This window comes from Martinezella dioscoreae, assembly GCF_009176305.1.
Taxonomy (GTDB): Bacteria; Pseudomonadota; Alphaproteobacteria; order Rhizobiales; family Rhizobiaceae; genus Rhizobium; species Rhizobium dioscoreae.
In genome coordinates, this window is the sequence record NZ_BLAJ01000011.1 from 101,908 (window position 1) to 122,445 (window position 20,538).

Below are 20,538 nucleotides of genomic sequence, written 5' to 3' on the forward strand. Positions count from 1 at the left end.
CCTAGCTGATGCATGCGCAGTCCACGATAAACAAGCTGCCCTTGGTGCGCAGGCTGGAAGCCGTCGGTTTCCGGGCCTGGCCCGCCTCGTCGGTGCAATATGATGGCAGCTGGCAAATCCGGCTGACGGCGGGTCATCCGTCGAAGCGGCTGAATTCTGTCGTGCCGCTCGATCCCTCCGATCATCGCGATCTCGAGATCCGGCTGGCAAAAGCGCAGCGCAAGTTCGAAGCCTATGGCAGGCCTATGGTCGTGCGCGAGACGCCGCTCGCCTCGCCGAAGCTCATCGATCTCCTACGGGAGCGCGGCTGGACGTGTTTCGACGAGACGATCGTCATGACCGCCAATCTCGTCGATCTCGAATTGCCTGATATGCTGGATCATCTGCCGAGCCACGATGTCGGCCGCTTTGTCGATGCGAGCCTCATCGTTGATGAGGCTGATCCGGCTCTGAAGCCGGCATTGGCCGAGGTGGTGAGCGGCATCAAGCCGCCATCGGGCCTCTTTGTCATCGAAAATGATGATGCCGGACCGGTGGCGACAACGCTTTGCGTGCAGGACAACGATCTTGCCGGCGTCATGTCGGTTGCCGTCTCGCAGCAGCATCGGCGCAAGGGCCTCGGAGCCGAGATCCTGACTTCGGCGCTTCGCTGGGCCCGGATGCGCAGCGCCAAGACCGCCTGGTTGCAGGTCAGCGCCGACAATGCTCCGGCTTTGGCGCTCTACGTTCGTTTCGGTTTCCGCGAAGCCTATCGTTATTGCTATTGGCGACCGCCGGAGGCTGCATGAACGAGGCTGGCCGAAAGATCGTTCTCGTGGCCGCCTGCGCGCTCATCGACGCTGACGGCCGTATCCTTCTGGCGCAGCGCCCCGAGGGAAAATCGCTCGCCGGCCTCTGGGAGTTTCCCGGCGGCAAGGTCGAGTCTGGCGAGACGCCGGAGGAGACCTTGGTGCGCGAGCTTCAGGAAGAGCTTGGCATCCAGACGAAAATCGCCTGTCTCGCGCCGCTGACCTTCGCCAGCCATACTTACGAAACCTTCCATCTGCTGATGCCGCTTTATATCTGCCGGCGTTACGAAGGAATCCCGCATGGCCGGGAAGGGCAGGCGATCAAATGGGTACGGCCGCAGGCCCTGCGCGACTATCCGATGCCGCCGGCCGATGAGCCGCTGATCCCGTTCCTGCAGGATCTGCTTTAGCTTTTTACGGCAAGGGCTGAGGCAGCGCCGGTATCGGGCGGTGTCGCGCCCCCCGTGTCTAGATATCTCTGGATTTGAAACTTGATTTTGCAAGCTGATCAAGTTGGGAGACGCCGGGCTCTCGAGGGGACGCATCCGTCTTCGGCATTTTGCGGAGCAAATCCGTCAGCATGTCAGATTGCCTGTCACATTCGCGGCGAATTGCCTCCAAATGTTCGAGCATCAGTCCAAGGGCAAAAATCACGGCGCCGTTAAAAGCGTAGGAAAGGGCGCCTATCAGCCCCGCCGCTACGCCCGCTGCACTTCCACTAAACAACGTCGCAATCCCGAACAGGATCGCAATACCAATCACCAAACCGCCAACCGCCTTGAGCAAACCTGCCATGTGTAAATTCACGCAACCCAGGATAACAAAATGTAGCTTGGCGATATATCATGGCGCGCAAGTGTCAATCTCTATTATTTGATGTATCGATGAAATTTTCGTCCAGTGCGTGCCTCTCCGGACCGAATTTGATGTCCCGTCGTGGGGCGGATCTTTTTTAGGTTCACGCAGTGACGGTTTGAAATGCGTCAAGGTAATACGTCGCAAATATGGTTAACGAGAATTAGCCATTTAATATCAGCCTGATAATGCGAATCATGCACTGTCCCGGAATTTTACGTCTCATTAATTTGCATGTGGATATTAAGGGATCGTTTATGACCTTCTGGCATTCAATTCTCTCAATCAAGCGGTTGTTGGGTGCGTTAGAGAAGGCTTGACACAATGGACGACGATTTCTGGAAAGCTGTTCAGGAAAAAGAGCAGTCCTATTCCACGTCGCGCAGAACGGGCGCGTTGAATATCGCTTTGCTGTTCGGTACGGCGGCGGTCGCGCTTTCGCTTATTCTGACCCCGATGCTATCAGACAAATCCAAGTCACGCGTGCTTGCAAGCGCGCCGGATATTGACAATATTACCACGGGTTCGATCCCGCAGACGGAAAACGGCAAGCGGTATACGATCCGCCGTAGTGTTCTGCAGCAGGAGCCGGGTTCGGTTTGTATCGTCCAGGGTTATGGTGCCGACAGCGGCTGCCAATAGAGCAATTCCAGGAAAAGTGCGTAGCGGTTTCCCATCGGAATTGCGTAGAAACAAAAAGATAGAGCGTTTTTGCGACTTAAAGAAGCACAAACGCTCTGGCGCGTGAGCATAGCCTGCCGGATGCCATGACGAGCATCGGATTCATCAGTTGTCCAATGCTGGGAGCTTCGAGCTTATGCGTTCCGTTCGGCGTATTTTCACCGATAAGACCGGTGCCACGGTCATTGAATATGGTCTCATCGCAGCCTTGATGTCGGCTGCGATCATCAGCGGTGTCGGCGCCTTCGGAGGCAGCCTCTCAAGCACATTCAACCTCCTGTCCAATACGATACAGAATTCGGCGGCGTCCCAGAACTGACGCGACCGCCTATTGCTTGAGCTTGTGTTCCTCGACCTTGAGCGCATCGGCCAACCGCGCCTTGGCCGAACCAGGCCGCAGCGGCTTCTGCTGGCTTTCGTGCGGCGTCCAGCCTGAGACGTAGATGATGGAGAATGTCGCCCTGATCCGCCCGTCCGGATCGGAATAGCGTTCGGCGTAAAGCTCGGCCGCACGCAGGAAGAAGGCACGCGTCAGCGGTTTGCGGCTGCGGTCGACCAGCGGATTGGTCATGCCCATGGCGCGCAGGTCGCGCATCAGGGCAAAGAGATTGTCGTAGCGCACCGTATAGGTTTCGGCGTCGATGACGGGCAAGGTAAAGCCGGCACGCTGCAGGAGGCCACCGACATCGCGGACATCGGCAAAGGGGATGACGCGCGGGCTTGCGCCCCCCGTCAGTTCGATTTCGGTCGCGAGCAGCACGTCGCGCAATTCCTGCAGGGTTCCAGAGCCGGGGATCGCCGCCAGGAAAAGACCATCCGCCTTCAGCGCGCGGCGGATCTGGATGAAGACGCCGGGCGTGTCGTTTGTGACATGCAGGCTAAGCGGCGAAAGCACGAGATTGACCGATTCCGGCTCCAGCGGCAGTTCTTCCGGCGGCGCTTCGATAAGGGTCTCGCCGGGAGCGGCAAAACCCATTTCGCTTTCGATCCTTTTCAAATGGCTGATCTTGCCGGTTGCCAGAGCCAGATGCGCAGCTACGCCGGTCGTGCCATGCAGCTCGACGGCTTCGTCGAAATGGCGTTCGGTGACGCCAAGCCGCTCCGCCAGTTCGCCGGCGGCAATGTCGAGCAGGAATGCCGCTTTCGGGTCGCCTTGTCTCAAGGCCCGGCGCTTGCGGGCTGCAAGCAGCGATTGGTCGAACACGATTTCCATGGTGGTTTCCTGCACTATCATCAATTCGGCGGCGCGTGCCGGGCACGCGCGTTTTCTCTTGCGCAATTCCGGACGGAAAACCGCTATACACTTTTCCCGGAATTGCTAGTGTCAATCATATGGGGATGATGGGACGCGAAATCACCTTGTCTATGCTGGGCGCCGGGCTGAAAAGACCCTGGATGGCTCTTGCCGATCTGGTCTATCCGCCGGCCTGCCCGGGTTGTGGCGTTTCCCTCGGCGCGCATCGCGGTCTTTGCGCGGCATGCTGGTCGGGCATTCGCTTTATCGAGCGGCCCTATTGCGAGGTGCTCGGCAGTCCGTTCTCCCATGATCTTGGCGCTGGCATCCTCAGCGCAGAGGCGATTGCCGATCCGCCCGTCTTCGACCGCCTGCGCTCCGCCGCCGTTCACGACGGCATCGTCCGGGATCTCGTTCTGAGCCTGAAGTATCGCGATCGCACCGATCTCGCGCCGATGATGGCCGGCTGGATGCTGCGTGCCAGCGACGGCACGATTGCGGATTGCGATGCGATCATTCCGGTGCCGCTGCACCGGGCGCGGCTGTTTGCGCGCAAATACAATCAGGCTGCCGAGCTTGCTCGCCACATTGCCCGTCTTTCAGGCAAGCCGCTGCTCGCCGCAACGCTCCTGCGCGTCAAACGCACGAGCCAGCAGGTGGGTCTCGGGGCGAAGGCGCGACAGGACAATGTGCGCGGTGCTTTCGCCGTCTCCGAGCATCGGGCGGCCGATATATTCGGGCGGCGCGTCGTTCTGGTCGATGATGTCTATACCACGGGCGCCACGGTTGCCGCGGCCACGCGCGCACTGAAGAAAGCAGGTGCGGCCGATGTCACGGTTTTGACCTTTGCAAGGGTCGTCGGCCATCTTATATGACAATCAATCTAGGCTTTTCCGGAGTGGATCATGGCATCCGTCGTCATCTATACGCGTGAATTCTGCGGCTATTGCGCCCGTGCGAAATCTCTGCTCGAATCCAAAGGCGTCGATTATGTCGAGCACAACGCCACCTATTCGCCCGAACTGCGGCAGGAGATGATCGCGAAGTCGAACGGCGCCGCGACCTTCCCGCAGATCTTCATCAATGGTGAGCATGTCGGCGGCTGCGACGACATCCATGCGCTCGACCGGGCCGGCAAGCTCGATCCGATGCTGGCTGCCTGACCTGTCTTTACGAGGGAGAAACCGATGAGCTTCAAGGCTGCCGCCGTCCAGATGTGTTCCGGTGTCGATCCGGTGAAGAACGCGGCTGATATGGCGCGCCTGGTGCGCGACGCCGCTTCGCAGGGTGCTGTCTATGTGCAAACGCCGGAGATGACCGGCGCGGTGCAGAAGGATCGTCCGGGCCTGCGCGCTGTGCTGCGTGACGAGCCGAACGATATCATCGTCAAGACGGCGTCCGGACTGGCAGAAGAGCTCGGCATATACCTGCATATCGGTTCGACTGCCATTGCGCTCGATGACGGCAAGATCGCCAATCGTGGCTTCCTCTTCGGTCCCGACGGCAAGCTCATCAATCGCTACGACAAGATCCATATGTTCGACGTCGATCTTGACAATGGCGAGAGCTGGCGCGAAAGCGCCGTCTATCGGCCGGGGTCGGAGGCGCGCATCGCATCGCTGCCGTTCGCCGAACTCGGCTTTTCCATCTGCTACGATGTGCGCTTTCCGCAGCTCTTCCGCGCCCAGGCCGTTGCTGGCGCCGAGGTGATGACGGTACCTGCCGCCTTCACAAAGCAGACCGGTGAAGCGCATTGGGAAATTCTGCTGCGCGCCCGCGCCATCGAAAACGGCATGTTCGTCATTGCCGCCGCGCAGGCCGGCAAGCATGAGGACGGCCGTGAGACTTTCGGCCATTCGATGATCATCGATCCCTGGGGCAAGGTGCTGGCATCCGCCGGTGGCACGGGCGAGGCCGTGGTCATCGCCGAGATCGATATCGCTGCCGTCAAATCAGCCCATGACAAGATACCGAACCTGAAGAATGCGCGCGAATTTTCGCTGGAGAAGATCGCGACGCCGGCGGCTGGAGGCGTCGCTGCTTGATCCGTTATTCGCTTACCTGTGACAATGCCCATGAGTTCGAGGGCTGGTTTTCCGAAAGTGCCGATTTCGACCGCCAGGTCGCAAGCGGTTTTCTCACCTGTCCGGTCTGTAATTCGGCTGCGATCTCCAAGCAGCTGATGGCGCCTTCGGTTTCGACCGCGCGCAAGAAGGACGAGATGCAGACGCTTGCCATGGATGCCGCCCGCAAGGAGGCGATGGCCAAGCTCAAGGAAGCGGTCGACGCCATCAAGGCCAATGCCGAGGATGTCGGCGCCAAATTCCCGGAAGAGGCCCGCAAGATCCATTACGGCGAAGCAGATGCGCGTGGGATCATCGGCAAGGCGACGCCTGATGAGGCGCAGGCCCTTGTCGAGGAGGGTATCGAGATCGCAGCCATTCCCGTGTTGCCAGACGATATCAACTGATGCCGGCGACCGGCAGCAAACATCTCGCCATGTATAATTTCGGGCTGCATGTCGCGGCCTACGAGAGTCCTGAGGTCGAGGGATTTCGGCTGCGCGAGGCGGCGAATTTCGAGGCTGCTGCCCGGGCTGATGGCTTTATCGGTCGATCCGGTTATTCCGGCGAACCGGGCGTTCCCTGTTGGGGTCAACAGGTCTTTCCGCGTTTCATCGAGGGCAGCGGCTTTCAGACGGCGCCATCGTCACTGTCGCTCTGGGCCGATATCGAATCGCTGATGGCATTCACCTATAGCGGCGTGCATGCCGACGCCCTGAAAGGCGCGCGACACTGGAACCTCAGGCAGAGCTGGCCGCCGCTTGTCCTTTGGTGGGTGGATCACGGGACCATTCCGGAATGGAGGGATGGCGTCGAGCGCCTGGAACATTTGCACGATCATGGTGCCGGCCCGGCTGCCTTCTCGTTCAAGCAGCCCTATGGGCCTGCTGGCCGGCCTCAGGAGATCGATCGCCTTCGCATTAAAGAGATCGTTGCTCGCAACGCCGTGGGCCAGAGCGAGTTGCTGGCACACGTGCTGACATTGAAGGTCTGAGGCGGATTCGCAGATGCACGATCAGCCCAAGTTCGCTCGCTTCGCCAGAAGCATGTAGTTGACGTCCATATCCTTCGAGAGGTTCCAGCGGTCCTGCAGCGGCGAATAGAAGACGCCTGTGCGGGCAATGATATCGAGGCCGCTTGCGGCAAGCGGCTTTTCGATTTCCTCCGGGCGGACCAGCTTTTCATACTGGTGCGTACCGCGGGGCAGCCAGCGAAGCACGTTTTCGGCGGCGAAGATGGCAAGGGCTGCCGCCTTCATGGTGCGGTTGATGGTCGCAACGAACATCAAGCCGCCGGGACGCACCATTTTTGCGCAGGTCGACAGGAAGAATTCGACGTCGGCGACATGCTCGACCACTTCCATGTTCAGCACGATATCGAAGGTTTCGCCGGCTTCGGCCAGCTGCTCGGCGGTGACGGCTCGGTAGTCGACGGGAACGCCGGAGGCTTTCGCGTGCGTCGAGGCGATGCCGATGTTCTTTTCCGAGGGATCGGCGCCGATGACGGTGGCGCCCATGCGCGCTACCGGTTCCGACAGCAGACCGCCGCCGCAGCCGATGTCGAGCACGCGAAGGCCCTCAAGCGGTCGGCTGCTCTTCGGATCGCGGTCGAAATTCTCGCAGGCGCGGTCGCGGATATATGCCAGACGGACCGGATTGAACTTGTGAAGCGGTTTGAACTTGCCGGTCGGGCTCCACCACTCAGCCGCCATGGCGGAAAAACGGTCCACTTCGCTCTGGTCGATCGTGCTCTTTGCCGTTTCGCTCATGGCTCACTCCATCATTTGCGTCGTTCTGCGGTTCGCACGACTGCAAGCAATAATTCTACCTGAAGGGTGAAGTCGGACGATCGATGCGCGATGTCAAGGGCCTGCGGCCTTCGATCAGCTGTGGGGTATCTCGATTGCGCGATGCGAATTGCGGTGCGGAGGTTGACATGGCGGTATCTTATGGCCGATCAATCGCCGGGTTGTGAAATGGACTTTCGGAACCGGGATCGATTGCGATCGACTGGCCTGTAGAGGAGCTCCTCATGAGACCACTCCGTCTCGCGACGGTCGTCGCCATGTGCTGGTTTGCGGCCAGCCATGCATGCGCCGGGGACGGCAAGGGGTTTCGCCTGACGATCGACGGAGTCAGCGTCGGCATCAATCCCGGCGATACGCTCGAAGTCACCATGAAGGATGGCCGCAAGGTCCCGGTGGAGCTGCAGCGCAGCGAGACGGTGACCTTCACCGGCGGCAAATTCTCCTTCGATCATGATGGCAAGTTCACGGTTGCAAAGACGGATCTCGGCGACGGCGTGCAGCAATATGCGCTGATGACGCCGATCGGCACGGGCATCATCGTGCAGGTCTATAAGGGTCTTAACCCTTCCAGCTATACCGATGTCGTACTCCAGCAGATGGTGCAGGAGAGCATCAATGGCGGCGCGAAAATCAGCAAGCGAGCGACCCAGCGCACATTGCCGAGCGGTACCGTGCTGAAGGGCGTGAAGGCCGAGACGACCACGGACGACGACGTCATGGAATATGAGATCGTCGCGACCGGCCGGCCGGAAGGCGGCGTGCTTGTCGCCACCTTCCTCAACAAAGAAAATATCCCCAAGGAAGGGGGCATTCTCGACAAGCTCTGGTCGACCTTAAAAGTGGATTTTTAGAGTAAACTTTTCGTCGCCTCTGGCGTCCGATGCTATTGCGCCTGCCCGACAAACTCGCTAAGAGACGGCCCCATTGAGATCACGCTTTTCCGGCTACCGAACCGGAAGGGCGATTTTGCATGTCGGGCTTTCCGCATTCGGCCGCCCGGCGCAGGGTACTGGTAGAGGCACATGGCACGCATCGTGATGAAATTCGGCGGGACCTCCGTCGCGGATCTGGACCGTATCAAGAACGTTGCACGCCATGTGAAACGCGAGGTCGATGCCGGTCACGAAGTGGCAGTCGTCGTTTCCGCCATGTCCGGCAAGACCAACGAACTGGTCGGCTGGGTCCAGAACATGCCGAAAGTCTCCGGCGCCAATCACTCGATCTACGATGCACGCGAATATGACGCCGTCGTGGCTTCGGGCGAGCAGGTCACCTCCGGCCTGCTGGCGATTGCGCTGCAGGCCATGGGCATCAACGCCCGTTCGTGGCAGGGTTGGCAGATCCCCATCCGCACCGACAATGCGCATGGTGCGGCCCGCATTCTCGACATCGACGGCGAAGACATGATCCGCCGCATGAAGGAAGGGCAGGTCGCCGTCGTCGCCGGGTTCCAGGGTCTCGGTCCCGACAATCGCGTCGCGACGCTCGGCCGCGGCGGTTCCGACACGTCGGCCGTTGCGATCGCCGCCGCCGTGAAGGCCGATCGCTGCGATATCTACACGGATGTCGATGGCGTCTACACGACCGACCCGCGCATCGAGCCGAAGGCGCGCCGCCTCAAGAAGATCGCCTTCGAGGAAATGCTCGAAATGGCGTCTCTCGGTGCGAAGGTGCTGCAGGTGCGCTCGGTTGAGCTCGCCATGGTGTTCAAGGTCCGCACTTTCGTGCGCTCTTCTTTCGAGGATCCCGATGCTCCGGGCATGGGCGATCTGCTTAACCCGCCCGGAACGCTGATTTGTGACGAGGAAGAAATCGTGGAACAGGAAGTAGTCACCGGCATTGCCTATGCCAAGGATGAGGCTCAGATCTCGCTGCGTCGTCTTGCCGACCGGCCGGGTGTTTCCGCTGCGATCTTCGGGCCGCTGGCCGAAAACCACATCAATGTCGACATGATCGTTCAGAACATTTCCGAAGACGGCTCCAAGACCGATATGACCTTCACGGTGCCCTCGGGCGACGTCGAGAAGGCGCTGCGCGTTCTTGGCGAAAACAAGGAAAAGATCGGCTACGACGTCGTCCAGAGCGAATCAGGTCTGGTCAAGGTTTCCGTCATCGGCATCGGTATGCGCTCGCATGCAGGCGTAGCTGCGACCGCTTTCAGGGCACTTGCCGAAAAAGGCATCAACATCAAGGCCATTACGACGTCAGAAATCAAGATTTCCATCCTGATCGACGGTCCTTATGCAGAACTCGCAGTCAGGACTTTGCATTCCTGCTACGGTCTGGATAAGAGTTGAGTCACGACTGCTGACGACGGACCGTGACGGAGGCGAGTTTCGGCCGGCCCTGACGTGGGCAAGACGGGCATGACATCTTGATTCGGGAGCTAGTGGCGCAATGAGAGACCTATCCGGCGGTCCACGCGTTCTGCTCAAGCGGCTACGCGAATTGATGGCGGAGCCGCTGGAGCCGCAGGAGCGCCTTGACCGGATCGTCCGCCAGATTGCCAGCAATATGGTTGCCGAGGTTTGCTCGGTCTATGTGCTGCGCGCCGACGGTGTCCTTGAGCTTTATGCCACCGAGGGTCTGAATAAAGAGGCCGTCCACCTTTCGCAATTGAAGATGGGGCAAGGCCTGGTCGGCACGATTGCCGCATCCGCCCAGCCGCTCAATCTTTCCGATGCACAATCGCATCCGGCCTTCCGCTACCTTCCGGAAACCGGCGAAGAGATCTATCACTCCTTCCTCGGCGTGCCGATCCTGCGCACCGGCCGTTCGCTCGGCGTTCTCGTCGTCCAGAACAAGGCGAGCCGCAATTATCGCGAGGAAGAGCTGGAGGCGCTCGAAACGACGGCCATGGTGCTGGCCGAGATGATCGCGACCGGCGAGCTGAAGAAGATCACCAAGCCTGGCCTGGAACTCGATCTCACTCGCTCCGTTACGATCGATGGCGACAGCTACAATGAAGGCATCGGCCTCGGCTATGTCGTGCTGCACGAGCCGCGCATCGTCGTCACCAATCTCTTGAACGAGGATGCCGACAAGGAAATCGGCCGCCTCGCCGAGGCACTCGGTTCGCTGCGCATTTCGATCGACGACATGCTGTCGCGCCGTGACGTGTCCATGGAAGGTGAGCATCGCGAGGTGCTTGAGACCTACCGCATGTTCGCGCACGACCAGGGCTGGGTGCGCAAGCTTGAGGAAGCCGTCCGCAACGGCCTGACCGCTGAAGCCGCCGTCGAAAAGGTGCAGAGTGACACAAAGGCGCGCATGATGCGCCTGACCGATCCCTATCTGCGCGAACGCATGCACGATTTCGAAGATCTGGCGAACCGGCTTTTGCGGCAGCTCATTGGACATTCAGGCCGTACCAGCGCGGAAGGCTTCCCGAACGATGCGGTCATTTTCGCGCGTGCGATGGGCGCGGCTGAACTGCTCGATTATCCCCGCGCCAATATTCGCGGCCTGGTGCTGGAAGAGGGCGCTGTCACGAGCCACGTCGTCATCGTGGCACGCGCCATGGGCATTCCGGTCGTCGGACAGGCGGTAGGTGTCGTTGCGCTGGCCGAAAACGGCGATCCGGTCATCATCGACGGCGACGGTGGTCATGTACACCTGCGGCCGATGGCTGATCATCAGCGCTCCTATGAAGAGAAGGTCCGGTTCCGTGCCCGTAGGCAGGAGCAGTTCCGGGCTCTGCGTTCCGTCGAGCCGATCACAAAGGACGGGCAGCGCATTTCGCTGCTGATGAATGCCGGTCTGCTGGTAGACCTGCCGCAACTTGCGGAATCCGGAGCCGAGGGCATCGGTCTGTTCCGCACCGAACTGCAGTTCATGATCGCCTCGACCATGCCGAAGGCGGATGAACAGGAAGCCTTCTATCGCAATGTCATGAAGCAGGCGGGTGGCCGTATCGTCACCTTCCGCACGCTCGATATCGGCGGCGACAAGGTCGTTCCCTATTTCCGAGCGCATGAGGAAGAAAACCCCGCGCTCGGCTGGCGCGCCATCCGCCTCTCGCTCGATCGTCCAGGCCTGTTGCGCACGCAGCTCAGGGCTATGCTCAGGGCGGCAGCCGACAGCGAATTGAAGATGATGGTGCCGATGGTCACGGAAGTCTCCGAGATCCGAGCCGTGCGTGAACTTCTGCAAAAGGAAGTGCAGCACCTTTCGCGCTTCGGGCACGGCCTGCCGCGCAAGCTGCAGTTCGGCGCAATGCTCGAGGTGCCCGCGCTGCTGTGGCAGCTGGACGAGCTGATGGCGGAGGTCGATTTCGTCTCGGTCGGCTCCAACGACCTGTTCCAGTTCTCGATGGCGGTCGATCGTGGCAATGCCCGCGTTTCGGATCGCTTCGATCCGCTCGAGCGGCCGTTTCTGCGTATCCTGCGCGATATTGTGCGGGCTGGCGAACGCAACAAGACGCCGGTAACGCTTTGCGGCGAACTGGCGGGCAAGACGATTTCGGCCATGGCCCTGCTCGGCATCGGTTTCCGCTCGGTTTCGATGTCGCCGGCCTCGATCGGGCCGGTCAAAGCAATGCTGCTCGGGCTTGACCTCAAGGCCTTGTCCGAGGTCATGGAAGCCGCACTCGATGACAAGCAGCCGACGAATTCCATGCGGGATATCCTTGTGCACTTTGCCGAGAGCCACAATATTCCGCTTTAGCGCGCGATCCTGAAAAGCATAAAGCGGTTTTGCAGGCAGGATCATGCGCATCACAACATCAAAGCAGAGATAATAAGAAGAATTGGAGTAGAGGGTGGCGAAGCTCCCTGTTGAAAAAATGCGCGAATTGGAACGCCGCTTCGGCGAGATCGAGGCGCGCATGTCCGCCGGTCCGGCCGCGGATGTCTATGTGAAGCTTGCTTCCGAATATTCCGAGCTGCAGCCGGTTGTGACCAAAATCCGCGATTATGAGCGTGCCCTTGCCGAGGCTGCCGATCTCGAAACCATGCTCTCCGATAAATCCGTCGATCGCGACATGCGCGATCTTGCCGAAATGGAGCTGCCCGAGGTCAGGGAGCGAATCGAGACGCTGGAAAAGGCGATCCAGATCGAGCTTCTGCCGAAGGATGCCGCCGACGAGAAGAGCGCGATCCTGGAAATCCGCGCCGGCACTGGCGGCTCGGAAGCGGCCCTTTTCGCTGGCGATCTCTTCCGCATGTATGAGCGTTTTGCCGCCAGCAATGGCTGGAAGGTGGAAGTGCTTTCGGCGAGCGAGGGCGAAGCGGGTGGTTTCAAGGAAATCATCGCCACCATCAGCGGCAAGGGCGTATTTTCCCGATTGAAGTTCGAATCCGGCGTTCACCGCGTGCAGCGTGTGCCGGAAACCGAGGCGAGCGGGCGTATTCATACTTCTGCGGCGACCGTCGCCGTGCTGCCGGAAGCCGAAGAAATCGATATCGAGATCCGGCCTGAGGATATCCGCATCGACACCATGCGCTCTTCAGGTGCCGGTGGTCAGCACGTCAACACGACCGACTCGGCCGTGCGCATCACCCATCTTCCCTCGGGTATCGTTGTCACCAGCTCGGAAAAGTCGCAGCATCAGAACCGCGCTAAAGCCATGCAGGTCCTGCGGTCTCGCCTGTTCGACATGGAGCGCCAGCGGGCCGACAGCGAGCGTTCCGCCGACCGCAAGAGCCAGGTCGGCTCCGGCGATCGGTCCGAGCGCATCCGCACCTATAATTTCCCGCAGGGGCGCGTCACCGATCACCGCATCAACCTGACGCTCTACAAGCTCGACCGGATGATGGTGGGCGAGATCGACGAGGTGGTCGATGCGCTGCTGGCGGATTATCAGGCGAGCCAGCTCGCCCAGCTCGGCGAACAGGCATGAGTGGCGGGCAGGGGCCGACCGCATCCGAGCTCCTGCAGGAGGCGCGCGCCCGATTTGCCGGGGCCGATCTCGACGATCCCGCCACGGAAGCACGCATTCTTGTCGGCGGCCTTCTGCATCTTTCTGCGACCGGCCTCGTGACGCACGGTTTCGAGCCCGTATCCGAGGATGACGTGGTGATGATACGTGCGGCGATCGATCGTCGGCTCAATCATGAGCCGGTCTATCGCATTCTCGGCGAGCGGGAATTCTATGGTCTCTCGCTGCGGCTTTCGGCTGCAACGCTCGAACCGCGGCCCGATACGGAAATTCTCGTCGATACGATGCTGCCACATGTCAGGCGTCTTGAATCCCAGATCGGCAATATCCATATACTGGACATCGGGACGGGGACCGGGGCCATTTGTTTGGCCCTGCTTCGTGAATGCCCTAAAGCAATGGGCGTTGGTTCCGATATTTCCAGCGAAGCGCTGGAAACCGCTCGCGGGAACGCGGAGCGAAATGGCCTGGCGGCGCGGTTCAGAACTGTGCAAGGGAGCTGGTTTGAAGCCATCCACGAACGTTTTCACGTGATTGTCTCAAATCCGCCCTATATTGCGTCTAGTGTCATTTCCACTCTCGCTCCAGAAGTAAAGGATTTCGATCCTCCCACGGCCCTTGATGGGGGCCTTGATGGGCTGGATGCATACAGGGCGATCGCAAAGGATGCGGCTCGATTTCTATATCAGAACGGTATGATTGGTGTGGAGATCGGCTACGATCAGCGTGAAACGGTGACTTCGGTTTTTGAAGGAGCAGGATTTTCCCTTGTCGAGGCGGTTCGGGACTACGGCCAGAACGACCGGGTTCTTGTGTTTGAATTTCAACATTAACGTGACATTTTGCAGCGGATTTGTGGAACCCCGTTGTTATCGCAAAGAAAAAGCTTGGATTTCCTGAGGAAGCAATATAGGTTGCGCTCACGCGTTGGGCGGCTGGGAATGAACGAGACGATTCGCTCATCTTGGACAGCCTCGGGGATCCGCTCTCTGATAAGAGTGTTAAAGGTTGAAGATAACCCAATGCGTGATCAGTTAATCTGACGTAGTCGAGCGGCAGACGAGCGCTAAAGCGCAGTTTGCTTGCGGCACGCAGGCCCCGGTTCGGAAGTATCCGACCCGCGGCGGCAGGTGCCGTGTATGATTTTATCCCAACGAAGAGAATTCAGGTGAAGGATCTATGAGGCCAGGACAGCAAAACAAGCGCGGTCGGGGGCGTGGTAATAACAACAACGGCGGCGGCGGAAATAACAACAACAATTTCAACCGCAAGGGCTCGAACCCGCTGACCAGGACTTACGACAGCTCCGGTCCCGATGTGAAAATCCGCGGAACCGCACAGCACATCGCCGAGAAGTACGCGGCCTTGGCTCGCGATGCTCAAAGCTCCGGCGACCGCGTCATGGCGGAAAACTACCTGCAGCATGCCGAGCACTACAATCGGATCATTGCCAGCGCCCAGGCGCAGATGCAGGAGCGCTACCAGCGCGACGATCATCACAATTACAATGACCGCGATAATGCCGAGCGCGATATCGACGATATCGATGCGCAGGAGATTGACGATCAGCCGCAGATGGCTCAGCCCCACGGTCGCCAGCAGCAGGCTGCTCCAGCGGTTGCTGCCGCTCCGGCCAGCGAGCCCGAGGTCATCAATGGCACCGGTCCGCAGCCGGTGATCGAAGGGATTCCGGCCGAAGTGGCGATCGAAGAGGAAACTCCGGCCGTGGCCGCCACCGAGCGCCAGCCGCGCCGCCGCAGTGCCGGCGGTAACCGCCCGCGCCGCCAGCCGCGCCGCAGCGCTGCCGGTGGCGACGGTGAGGGCGAAGCCGCTTCGGGCGAAGCTCCGGCCTTGGCGGACGCAACCTCGGAATAAGGCCCATACGCTTTCGGGCGCAGTCGGCAGAAATTGAAACGGCAACGGCAGTGCGAGATGCGCTGCCGTTGCCGTTTTGCTATGGGCGAATGGAAAGGGCTGAATGGTCATCAGGTAGCGAGAGAGAAAGATTCGCTACCATCGACCGTCGAAGCTGGGTTTAGCTGAGGGAACCGGCCAATAAGTCGGCGCGATTTGCCAACCAAACCCCGCGCTTTTTTCGCGTTTTGCACCCTTTAAACTCTTCAAATAGCCTCCCATATCTCCTCCAGTTGTCTTGCTGCAAATCTCAATGGCGGTAAGGCGGGGCTCGCCTCTAGAGGGGGCTCAATCTCAATCATCGGTCTGTGCCGGGTCCGGGCAGAGCGATTCATGGAGGTCTCATATGAATATTGAAAAATACTCCGAGCGGGTACGCGGTTTTCTGCAATCCGCCCAAACCAATGCGCTTGCACAGGGTAATCAGCAGTTCACGCCCGAGCACGTTCTCAAGGTGCTTCTGGACGACGATCAGGGCATGGCCGCCTCGTTGATTGAACGTGCCGGCGGCGATGCCAAAGCTGCCCGTATCGCCAATGATGCCGCGCTTGCCAAGCTGCCGAAGGTTTCCGGCGGTGACGGCCAGGTCTATCTCTCACAGCCGCTCGCCAAGGTTTTCACGACTGCAGAAGATGCGGCCAAGAAGGCGGGCGATAGTTTCGTCACCGTCGAGCGTCTCTTGCAAGCTTTGGCGATCGAACCCTCGGCTTCCACGTCGGCAACCCTGAAGAATGCCGGCGTGACCCCTGTTGCCCTCAATCAGGTCATCAACGATATCCGCAAGGGCCGCACGGCTGACTCCGCCAATGCGGAGCAAAGCTTCGATTCCTTGAAAAAATATGCCCGAGACCTCACCGCCGAGGCTCGCGAAGGCAAGCTCGACCCTGTGATCGGCCGTGACGATGAAATTCGTCGCACGATTCAGGTCCTGTCCCGCCGTACGAAGAACAATCCTGTGTTGATCGGTGAGCCCGGCGTCGGCAAGACGGCGATCGTCGAAGGCTTGGCGCTACGTATCGTCAATGGCGACGTGCCGGAATCGCTGAAGGACAAGAAGCTGATGGCGCTCGACATGGGCGCGCTGATTGCCGGTGCGAAATTCCGCGGCGAGTTCGAAGAGCGGCTGAAGGCCGTGCTCAACGAAGTGCAGTCGGAAAATGGCGAGATCATCCTCTTCATCGATGAAATGCACACCCTTGTTGGTGCCGGCAAGGCCGACGGTGCGATGGATGCATCCAACCTGCTGAAGCCTGCGCTCGCGCGTGGCGAACTGCACTGCGTCGGCGCGACCACGCTCGATGAATACCGCAAGCATGTCGAGAAGGATCCGGCCCTTGCCCGCCGCTTCCAGCCTGTCATGGTTGAGGAACCGACGGTCGAAGACACGATCTCGATCCTGCGTGGCTTGAAGGAAAAATATGAGCAGCATCACAAGGTGCGCATCGCCGATGCCGCTCTGGTGGCTGCTGCAACCCTGTCGAACCGCTACATCACCGATCGCTTCCTGCCGGATAAGGCCATCGACCTGATGGACGAGGCAGCGGCGCGTCTGCGTATGCAGGTGGATTCCAAGCCGGAAGAGCTCGATGAACTCGATCGCCGCATCATCCAGCTGAAGATCGAGCGTGAGGCGCTGAAGAAGGAAACCGACCAGTCTTCCGCCGACCGGCTGAAGCGGCTGGAGGGCGATCTTGCTTCGCTGGAAGAGGAAGCCGATGCGCTGACCGCGCGCTGGCAGGCGGAAAAGCAGAAGCTCGGTCTTGCCGCCGATCTCAAGAAGCAGCTCGACGATGCCCGCAACGAACTCGCCATTGCCCAGCGCAAGGGTGAATTCCAGCGTGCAGGCGAGCTTGCCTATGGCGTGATCCCCAATCTTGAGAAGGAATTGCACGCCGCGGAAGAGCAGGATAGTGCCCGCGATTCCATGGTGCAGGAGGTCGTTACCGCCGACAATATCGCCCAGGTCGTTTCCCGCTGGACCGGGATTCCCGTGGACAAGATGCTGGAAGGCGAGCGCGACAAGCTGCTGCGGATGGAAGACGAGCTGGCAAAATGGGTCGTCGGCCAGGGTGACGCCGTTCAGGCTGTGTCGCGTGCCGTTCGCCGCTCGCGTGCCGGCCTGCAGGATCCGAACCGGCCGATCGGCTCGTTCATCTTCCTCGGTCCGACGGGTGTCGGCAAGACGGAGTTGACGAAGGCGCTTGCCCGCTTCCTTTTCGACGACGAGACGGCAATGGTGCGTATCGACATGTCCGAATACATGGAGAAGCATTCCGTGGCGCGGTTGATCGGTGCCCCTCCCGGCTATGTCGGCTATGAGGAAGGCGGCGCATTGACCGAAGCCGTCCGCCGCCGGCCCTATCAGGTCGTGCTGTTCGATGAGATCGAGAAGGCGCACCCCGATGTCTTCAACATCCTGCTCCAGGTTCTGGATGACGGACGTTTGACGGACGGACAGGGCCGCACGGTCGATTTCCGCAACACAATGATCATCATGACCTCCAATCTGGGTGCCGAATATCTCACCCAGCTGAAGGACGGCGATGACAGCGATCTGGTGCGCGAGCAGGTAATGGAAGTCGTCCGGTCGCATTTCCGGCCGGAATTCCTGAACCGTATCGACGAGATCATCCTGTTCCATCGCCTGAAGCGCGATGAGATGGGCGCGATCGTGGACATTCAGCTCGAACGTCTGCTGAAGCTGTTGTCGGAACGCAAGATCACGCTCGAACTCGACGACGATGCCCGCCATTGGCTGGCCAACAAGGGCTACGATCCGGTCTACGGTGCACGGCCGCTGAAGCGGGTGATCCAGAAATATGTCCAGGATCCGCTCGCCGAGCAGATCCTGTCCGGGCAGATTCCGGATGGCTCGCTCGTCAAGGTCACCAGCGGTTCGGACCGGCTGTTGTTCCGCCCGCGTCAGGCGGTAAACGAAGCGGCGTAAGCTGGCCGACCGAGTCAACACAGATGGCGGTCTTCGGGCCGCCATTTTGCTATCGGCCGTAGCGTAGTGTTGATAGCTCAGCATGAAATAGGCCGAGCGGCCGAGGCTACTTGCTGGCGATCTGCTTCGTCTTCTCGTCGGTGAGCAGCGTATCGATGCGCTTGCGTTCTTCCTGGAACTTGGCGAGTGCGTCGCCTTCCAGCGATTTGCCGCCGGGAAGGCGGATGCGTAGCGGATCGACTTTCGTGCCGTTGACGATCAGCTCGTAGTGCAGGTGGGGGCCGGTCGCCAGGCCCGTCGAGCCGATAAAGCCGATCACCTGTCCCTGCACCACCTTTGCGCCCGGCACGACGCCTTTGGCGATCGCGCTCTGGTGATTGTAGGAGGAGACGTAGCCATTGGCATGGCGGATCAGTGTCTGATTGCCGAAACCACCTGAATCCCAACCGGCTTTTTCGACGATGCCGTTGCCGGCAGCGATGATCGGCGTGCCGCGCGGGGCTGACCAGTCAACACCGGTATGCATGCGCGCAAAGCCGAGGATCGGGTGGCGGCGCATGCCGAAGCCGGATTTGAAGACGCCGGTGGGAACGGGATTGCGCAGCAGGAACTGCCGGATGCTCTTGCCATTCTCGTCGAAGTAGTCGATCGAATGATCGGTCGGATCCTCGAAGCGATAGAAGCGGGTGACGTTGTCGCCGAACCGGGCGTTGACGTAGAGCAGTTCGGAATCGGCCGTCGCCTGTCCCTTGTCGTCGGTGACCGAGAAGAAGGCTTCCAGCGAATCCGTCGGTTTCAGCTGCGCCTGGAAATCGACATTGCTCGCAAGCAGCTTGACGATCTGCGCCACCATCTCCTTGGTCATGCCGTAGGAAAGGGCGGCGCGGTAGATGCCGTCGTAGACGCTCGGCAGGTCGCGGCCGGCCGCAACAGCTGGCAAGTCGTTATCGAAGGCCGTGGCGATGGCATCGAGCATCGGCGGTGCACTGCCGGCGACGAATTCGCCGCGGTCGTTCTGCGCGATGGTGAGCAGATGTTTCGTGCCGCGATAGATGCTGGCGCGGATGATTTTCGCCTGCTCACCCTTCTGAAGGATGCCGATACGCAACACGTCGCCGGCGGAGACATCGGACGAACCGAAGAGCGGCTGGATCTTGGCTGCGACATCGTCCGCGTCAGCCTTCAGATAACCGGATCCGGTCAGCGCCGCGGCAATCGACATGTTTTCGCGGACGGGAATGATGTCGTCGGCAAATTCTTCCGTCTGCGCGGTCACGGCTTCCGGAGCGGAGACCGACATGTTCTCTTCAACGATGCGGGCTGCAAGGCCCGCCGTCAGATCGACGTCGGGATCGTCATTGGCGAAACGGCGCGGGTCGACATAATAGAGCGCCGAAAGCTGGGTATTGCCGTCCGCCAGCACCGAACCGTTGGAACGGACATTTTCTTCGACCTCATCGAGTGACATGGAGCCGGCGAGCTGGAAGGGAATATCCTTGGTGGGAAAGGCAATCGTCTTCAGGCTGACTTCGGATTCGACGTCCGATCCGTAGATGGCGCCGGTCTTGTTGGCGGGCTGCGGTATGTTTTCGTCGGCGGAAAAGATCGCCAGCGGATCGAAGGGGGGGTAGCTTTCGCTGGCGATGCGATTGGTGGCGAGCGCGATCTTCACATGAGCGAAGGGCTGGCGGCGCACCACCTCCTTGTCGCCATCGCGCACAACGGTCGAAACTTCGAGAATATTGCGGTCGGACGGCTTCGAGGCGATCGCGGTGGAAATCAGCCGGCCGCCGCGGGTGACCTGGTCGTCGGTGGCATTATGATTGTCCGATGTCGCGTAGGCTTCCGCGGGGATCGCCAGCTGCTGGCGGCCGTCAAGTGCGGCAAACAAGGCCACGCCCATCAGGATACTCGACGTCAGGCCTGTCAGAAAGGTGCCGGAAAGCCAACGAAGAGACACTTCGCGCCGATCCGGCGCCCGCCGGCCATCGGCCAGGATAGGCGGCTCGTTACCGAGTGATCGGAGCATCATCTTGTCCGTCATCATGCCGATCGTGATCCGCTTCCTTCATGCGAGCCGCAGGCTGGGGGCGAAGATGTGCATATTTATGACAGGGGTGTCAAATCAACCGGGCGTTTTTTGCGGCGATCCATATGCTGTTTCCCATAAAATGGCAGGGTCGCTGATGAAGATGGGACGCAGAAAAGCGGTTTTGCGGCTTGTTCCGTCATCGTGCAGGCGGCCCGACGCTTCATCCAGGATATCTGTGGGTGTTTTTGCAGGCTATTTTCGATGACTACAGGGCATCTTCACAAAACTCACATAAGAATCAATTAGTTATTTGTTTTTTGATTTTTTTCAAAATAGGCC

The 20,538-nt window shown here is 59.9% G+C and carries 20 protein-coding genes; 16 read left to right on the forward strand and 4 right to left on the reverse strand.

Going from position 1 to position 20,538, the window contains the following annotated elements; genetic code table 11:
* The first annotated feature begins 8 nt into the window (after nucleotides 1–8).
* On the forward strand, nucleotides 9–788 hold the full coding sequence (locus GDN47_RS27480; RefSeq protein ID WP_113354199.1) for a GNAT family N-acetyltransferase: 780 nt from the start codon (nucleotides 9–11) through the stop codon (nucleotides 786–788).
* Nucleotides 785–1,198 carry an 8-oxo-dGTP diphosphatase MutT gene (gene mutT / locus GDN47_RS27485; protein WP_113354198.1) on the forward strand — a complete coding sequence of 138 codons (414 nt, stop codon included), beginning with the start codon at nucleotides 785–787 and terminating at the stop codon, nucleotides 1,196–1,198. Before GDN47_RS27480 ends, mutT begins: the two co-directional genes overlap by 4 nt.
* 58 nt (nucleotides 1,199–1,256) lie before the next feature.
* On the opposite strand, the gene GDN47_RS27490 is transcribed toward mutT, so the two are convergent.
* The gene (locus GDN47_RS27490; RefSeq protein ID WP_152094666.1) at nucleotides 1,257–1,583 is read right to left on the reverse strand and encodes a hypothetical protein; all 327 of its coding nucleotides are present in this window, start codon (nucleotides 1,581–1,583) and stop codon (nucleotides 1,257–1,259) included.
* A gap of 384 nt (nucleotides 1,584–1,967) precedes the next feature.
* Here GDN47_RS27490 and GDN47_RS27495 point away from each other — a divergent pair, with 384 nt between their 5' ends.
* Nucleotides 1,968–2,285, forward strand: a complete 318-nt coding sequence (locus GDN47_RS27495; RefSeq protein WP_069612953.1) for a hypothetical protein — start codon at nucleotides 1,968–1,970, stop codon at nucleotides 2,283–2,285.
* Between the two features lie 175 nt (nucleotides 2,286–2,460).
* Nucleotides 2,461–2,643 carry a Flp family type IVb pilin gene (locus GDN47_RS27500; protein ID WP_069612954.1) on the forward strand — a complete coding sequence of 61 codons (183 nt, stop codon included), beginning with the start codon at nucleotides 2,461–2,463 and terminating at the stop codon, nucleotides 2,641–2,643.
* Nucleotides 2,644–2,652: 9 nt separating this feature from the next.
* Here GDN47_RS27500 and GDN47_RS27505 read toward each other — a convergent pair whose 3' ends face one another.
* Complete coding sequence (locus GDN47_RS27505) at nucleotides 2,653–3,537, reverse strand: methyltransferase domain-containing protein (protein WP_113354197.1); 885 nt, start codon at nucleotides 3,535–3,537, stop codon at nucleotides 2,653–2,655.
* Nucleotides 3,538–3,656: 119 nt separating this feature from the next.
* Between GDN47_RS27505 and GDN47_RS27510 the strand changes: the two genes are divergently transcribed.
* Genes GDN47_RS27510 through GDN47_RS27530 form a run of 5 tightly spaced genes read left to right on the forward strand, consistent with a single transcriptional unit; the run spans nucleotide 3,657 to nucleotide 6,615 of the window.
* Entirely contained in the window at nucleotides 3,657–4,433 is a 777-nt protein-coding gene (locus tag GDN47_RS27510) for a ComF family protein (RefSeq protein WP_145636249.1), read from the forward strand.
* Between the two features lie 30 nt (nucleotides 4,434–4,463).
* On the forward strand, nucleotides 4,464–4,721 hold the full coding sequence (grxC, locus tag GDN47_RS27515) for a glutaredoxin 3 (RefSeq protein WP_069612956.1): 258 nt from the start codon (nucleotides 4,464–4,466) through the stop codon (nucleotides 4,719–4,721).
* Between the two features lie 24 nt (nucleotides 4,722–4,745).
* Nucleotides 4,746–5,603 (forward strand): carbon-nitrogen hydrolase family protein, encoded by an 858-nt coding sequence (locus GDN47_RS27520; RefSeq protein WP_145636247.1) that lies wholly within the window; start codon nucleotides 4,746–4,748, stop codon nucleotides 5,601–5,603.
* The gene (locus tag GDN47_RS27525; protein WP_113332339.1) at nucleotides 5,600–6,028 is read left to right on the forward strand and encodes a DUF1178 family protein; all 429 of its coding nucleotides are present in this window, start codon (nucleotides 5,600–5,602) and stop codon (nucleotides 6,026–6,028) included. Before GDN47_RS27520 ends, GDN47_RS27525 begins: the two co-directional genes overlap by 4 nt.
* Complete coding sequence (locus GDN47_RS27530; protein WP_113332338.1) at nucleotides 6,028–6,615, forward strand: DUF3291 domain-containing protein; 588 nt, start codon at nucleotides 6,028–6,030, stop codon at nucleotides 6,613–6,615. Before GDN47_RS27525 ends, GDN47_RS27530 begins: the two co-directional genes overlap by 1 nt.
* A gap of 21 nt (nucleotides 6,616–6,636) precedes the next feature.
* Here GDN47_RS27530 and ubiG read toward each other — a convergent pair whose 3' ends face one another.
* The gene (gene ubiG / locus GDN47_RS27535) at nucleotides 6,637–7,389 is read right to left on the reverse strand and encodes a bifunctional 2-polyprenyl-6-hydroxyphenol methylase/3-demethylubiquinol 3-O-methyltransferase UbiG (protein WP_145636243.1); all 753 of its coding nucleotides are present in this window, start codon (nucleotides 7,387–7,389) and stop codon (nucleotides 6,637–6,639) included.
* Between the two features lie 263 nt (nucleotides 7,390–7,652).
* Here ubiG and GDN47_RS27540 point away from each other — a divergent pair, with 263 nt between their 5' ends.
* The 7 genes from GDN47_RS27540 to clpB all read left to right on the forward strand — a co-directional run bounded on the left by GDN47_RS27540 (nucleotide 7,653) and on the right by clpB (nucleotide 18,167).
* Nucleotides 7,653–8,279 (forward strand): hypothetical protein, encoded by a 627-nt coding sequence (locus GDN47_RS27540; protein WP_113332336.1) that lies wholly within the window; start codon nucleotides 7,653–7,655, stop codon nucleotides 8,277–8,279.
* A 171-nt stretch (nucleotides 8,280–8,450) separates the two neighbouring features.
* A complete protein-coding gene (locus tag GDN47_RS27545) occupies nucleotides 8,451–9,725 on the forward strand; it encodes an aspartate kinase (protein WP_069612962.1) in 1,275 nt (424 codons plus the stop codon).
* A gap of 100 nt (nucleotides 9,726–9,825) precedes the next feature.
* The gene (gene ptsP / locus GDN47_RS27550; RefSeq protein ID WP_113354191.1) at nucleotides 9,826–12,093 is read left to right on the forward strand and encodes a phosphoenolpyruvate--protein phosphotransferase; all 2,268 of its coding nucleotides are present in this window, start codon (nucleotides 9,826–9,828) and stop codon (nucleotides 12,091–12,093) included.
* 94 nt (nucleotides 12,094–12,187) lie between these two features.
* A complete protein-coding gene (gene prfA, locus GDN47_RS27555; RefSeq protein WP_113332334.1) occupies nucleotides 12,188–13,267 on the forward strand; it encodes a peptide chain release factor 1 in 1,080 nt (359 codons plus the stop codon).
* Complete coding sequence (gene prmC, locus GDN47_RS27560; protein WP_145636240.1) at nucleotides 13,264–14,139, forward strand: peptide chain release factor N(5)-glutamine methyltransferase; 876 nt, start codon at nucleotides 13,264–13,266, stop codon at nucleotides 14,137–14,139. Before prfA ends, prmC begins: the two co-directional genes overlap by 4 nt.
* Before the next feature lie 346 nt (nucleotides 14,140–14,485).
* Entirely contained in the window at nucleotides 14,486–15,181 is a 696-nt protein-coding gene (locus GDN47_RS27565; RefSeq protein ID WP_095435959.1) for a DUF4167 domain-containing protein, read from the forward strand.
* 385 nt (nucleotides 15,182–15,566) lie between these two features.
* Nucleotides 15,567–18,167, forward strand: coding sequence for an ATP-dependent chaperone ClpB (clpB, locus tag GDN47_RS27570; protein WP_145636238.1), 2,601 nt, complete (start codon nucleotides 15,567–15,569; stop codon nucleotides 18,165–18,167).
* 106 nt (nucleotides 18,168–18,273) lie between these two features.
* Here clpB and GDN47_RS27575 read toward each other — a convergent pair whose 3' ends face one another.
* On the reverse strand, nucleotides 18,274–20,214 hold the full coding sequence (locus GDN47_RS27575) for a M23 family metallopeptidase (RefSeq protein ID WP_145636231.1): 1,941 nt from the start codon (nucleotides 20,212–20,214) through the stop codon (nucleotides 18,274–18,276).
* Nucleotides 20,215–20,538: the final 324 nt, after the last annotated feature.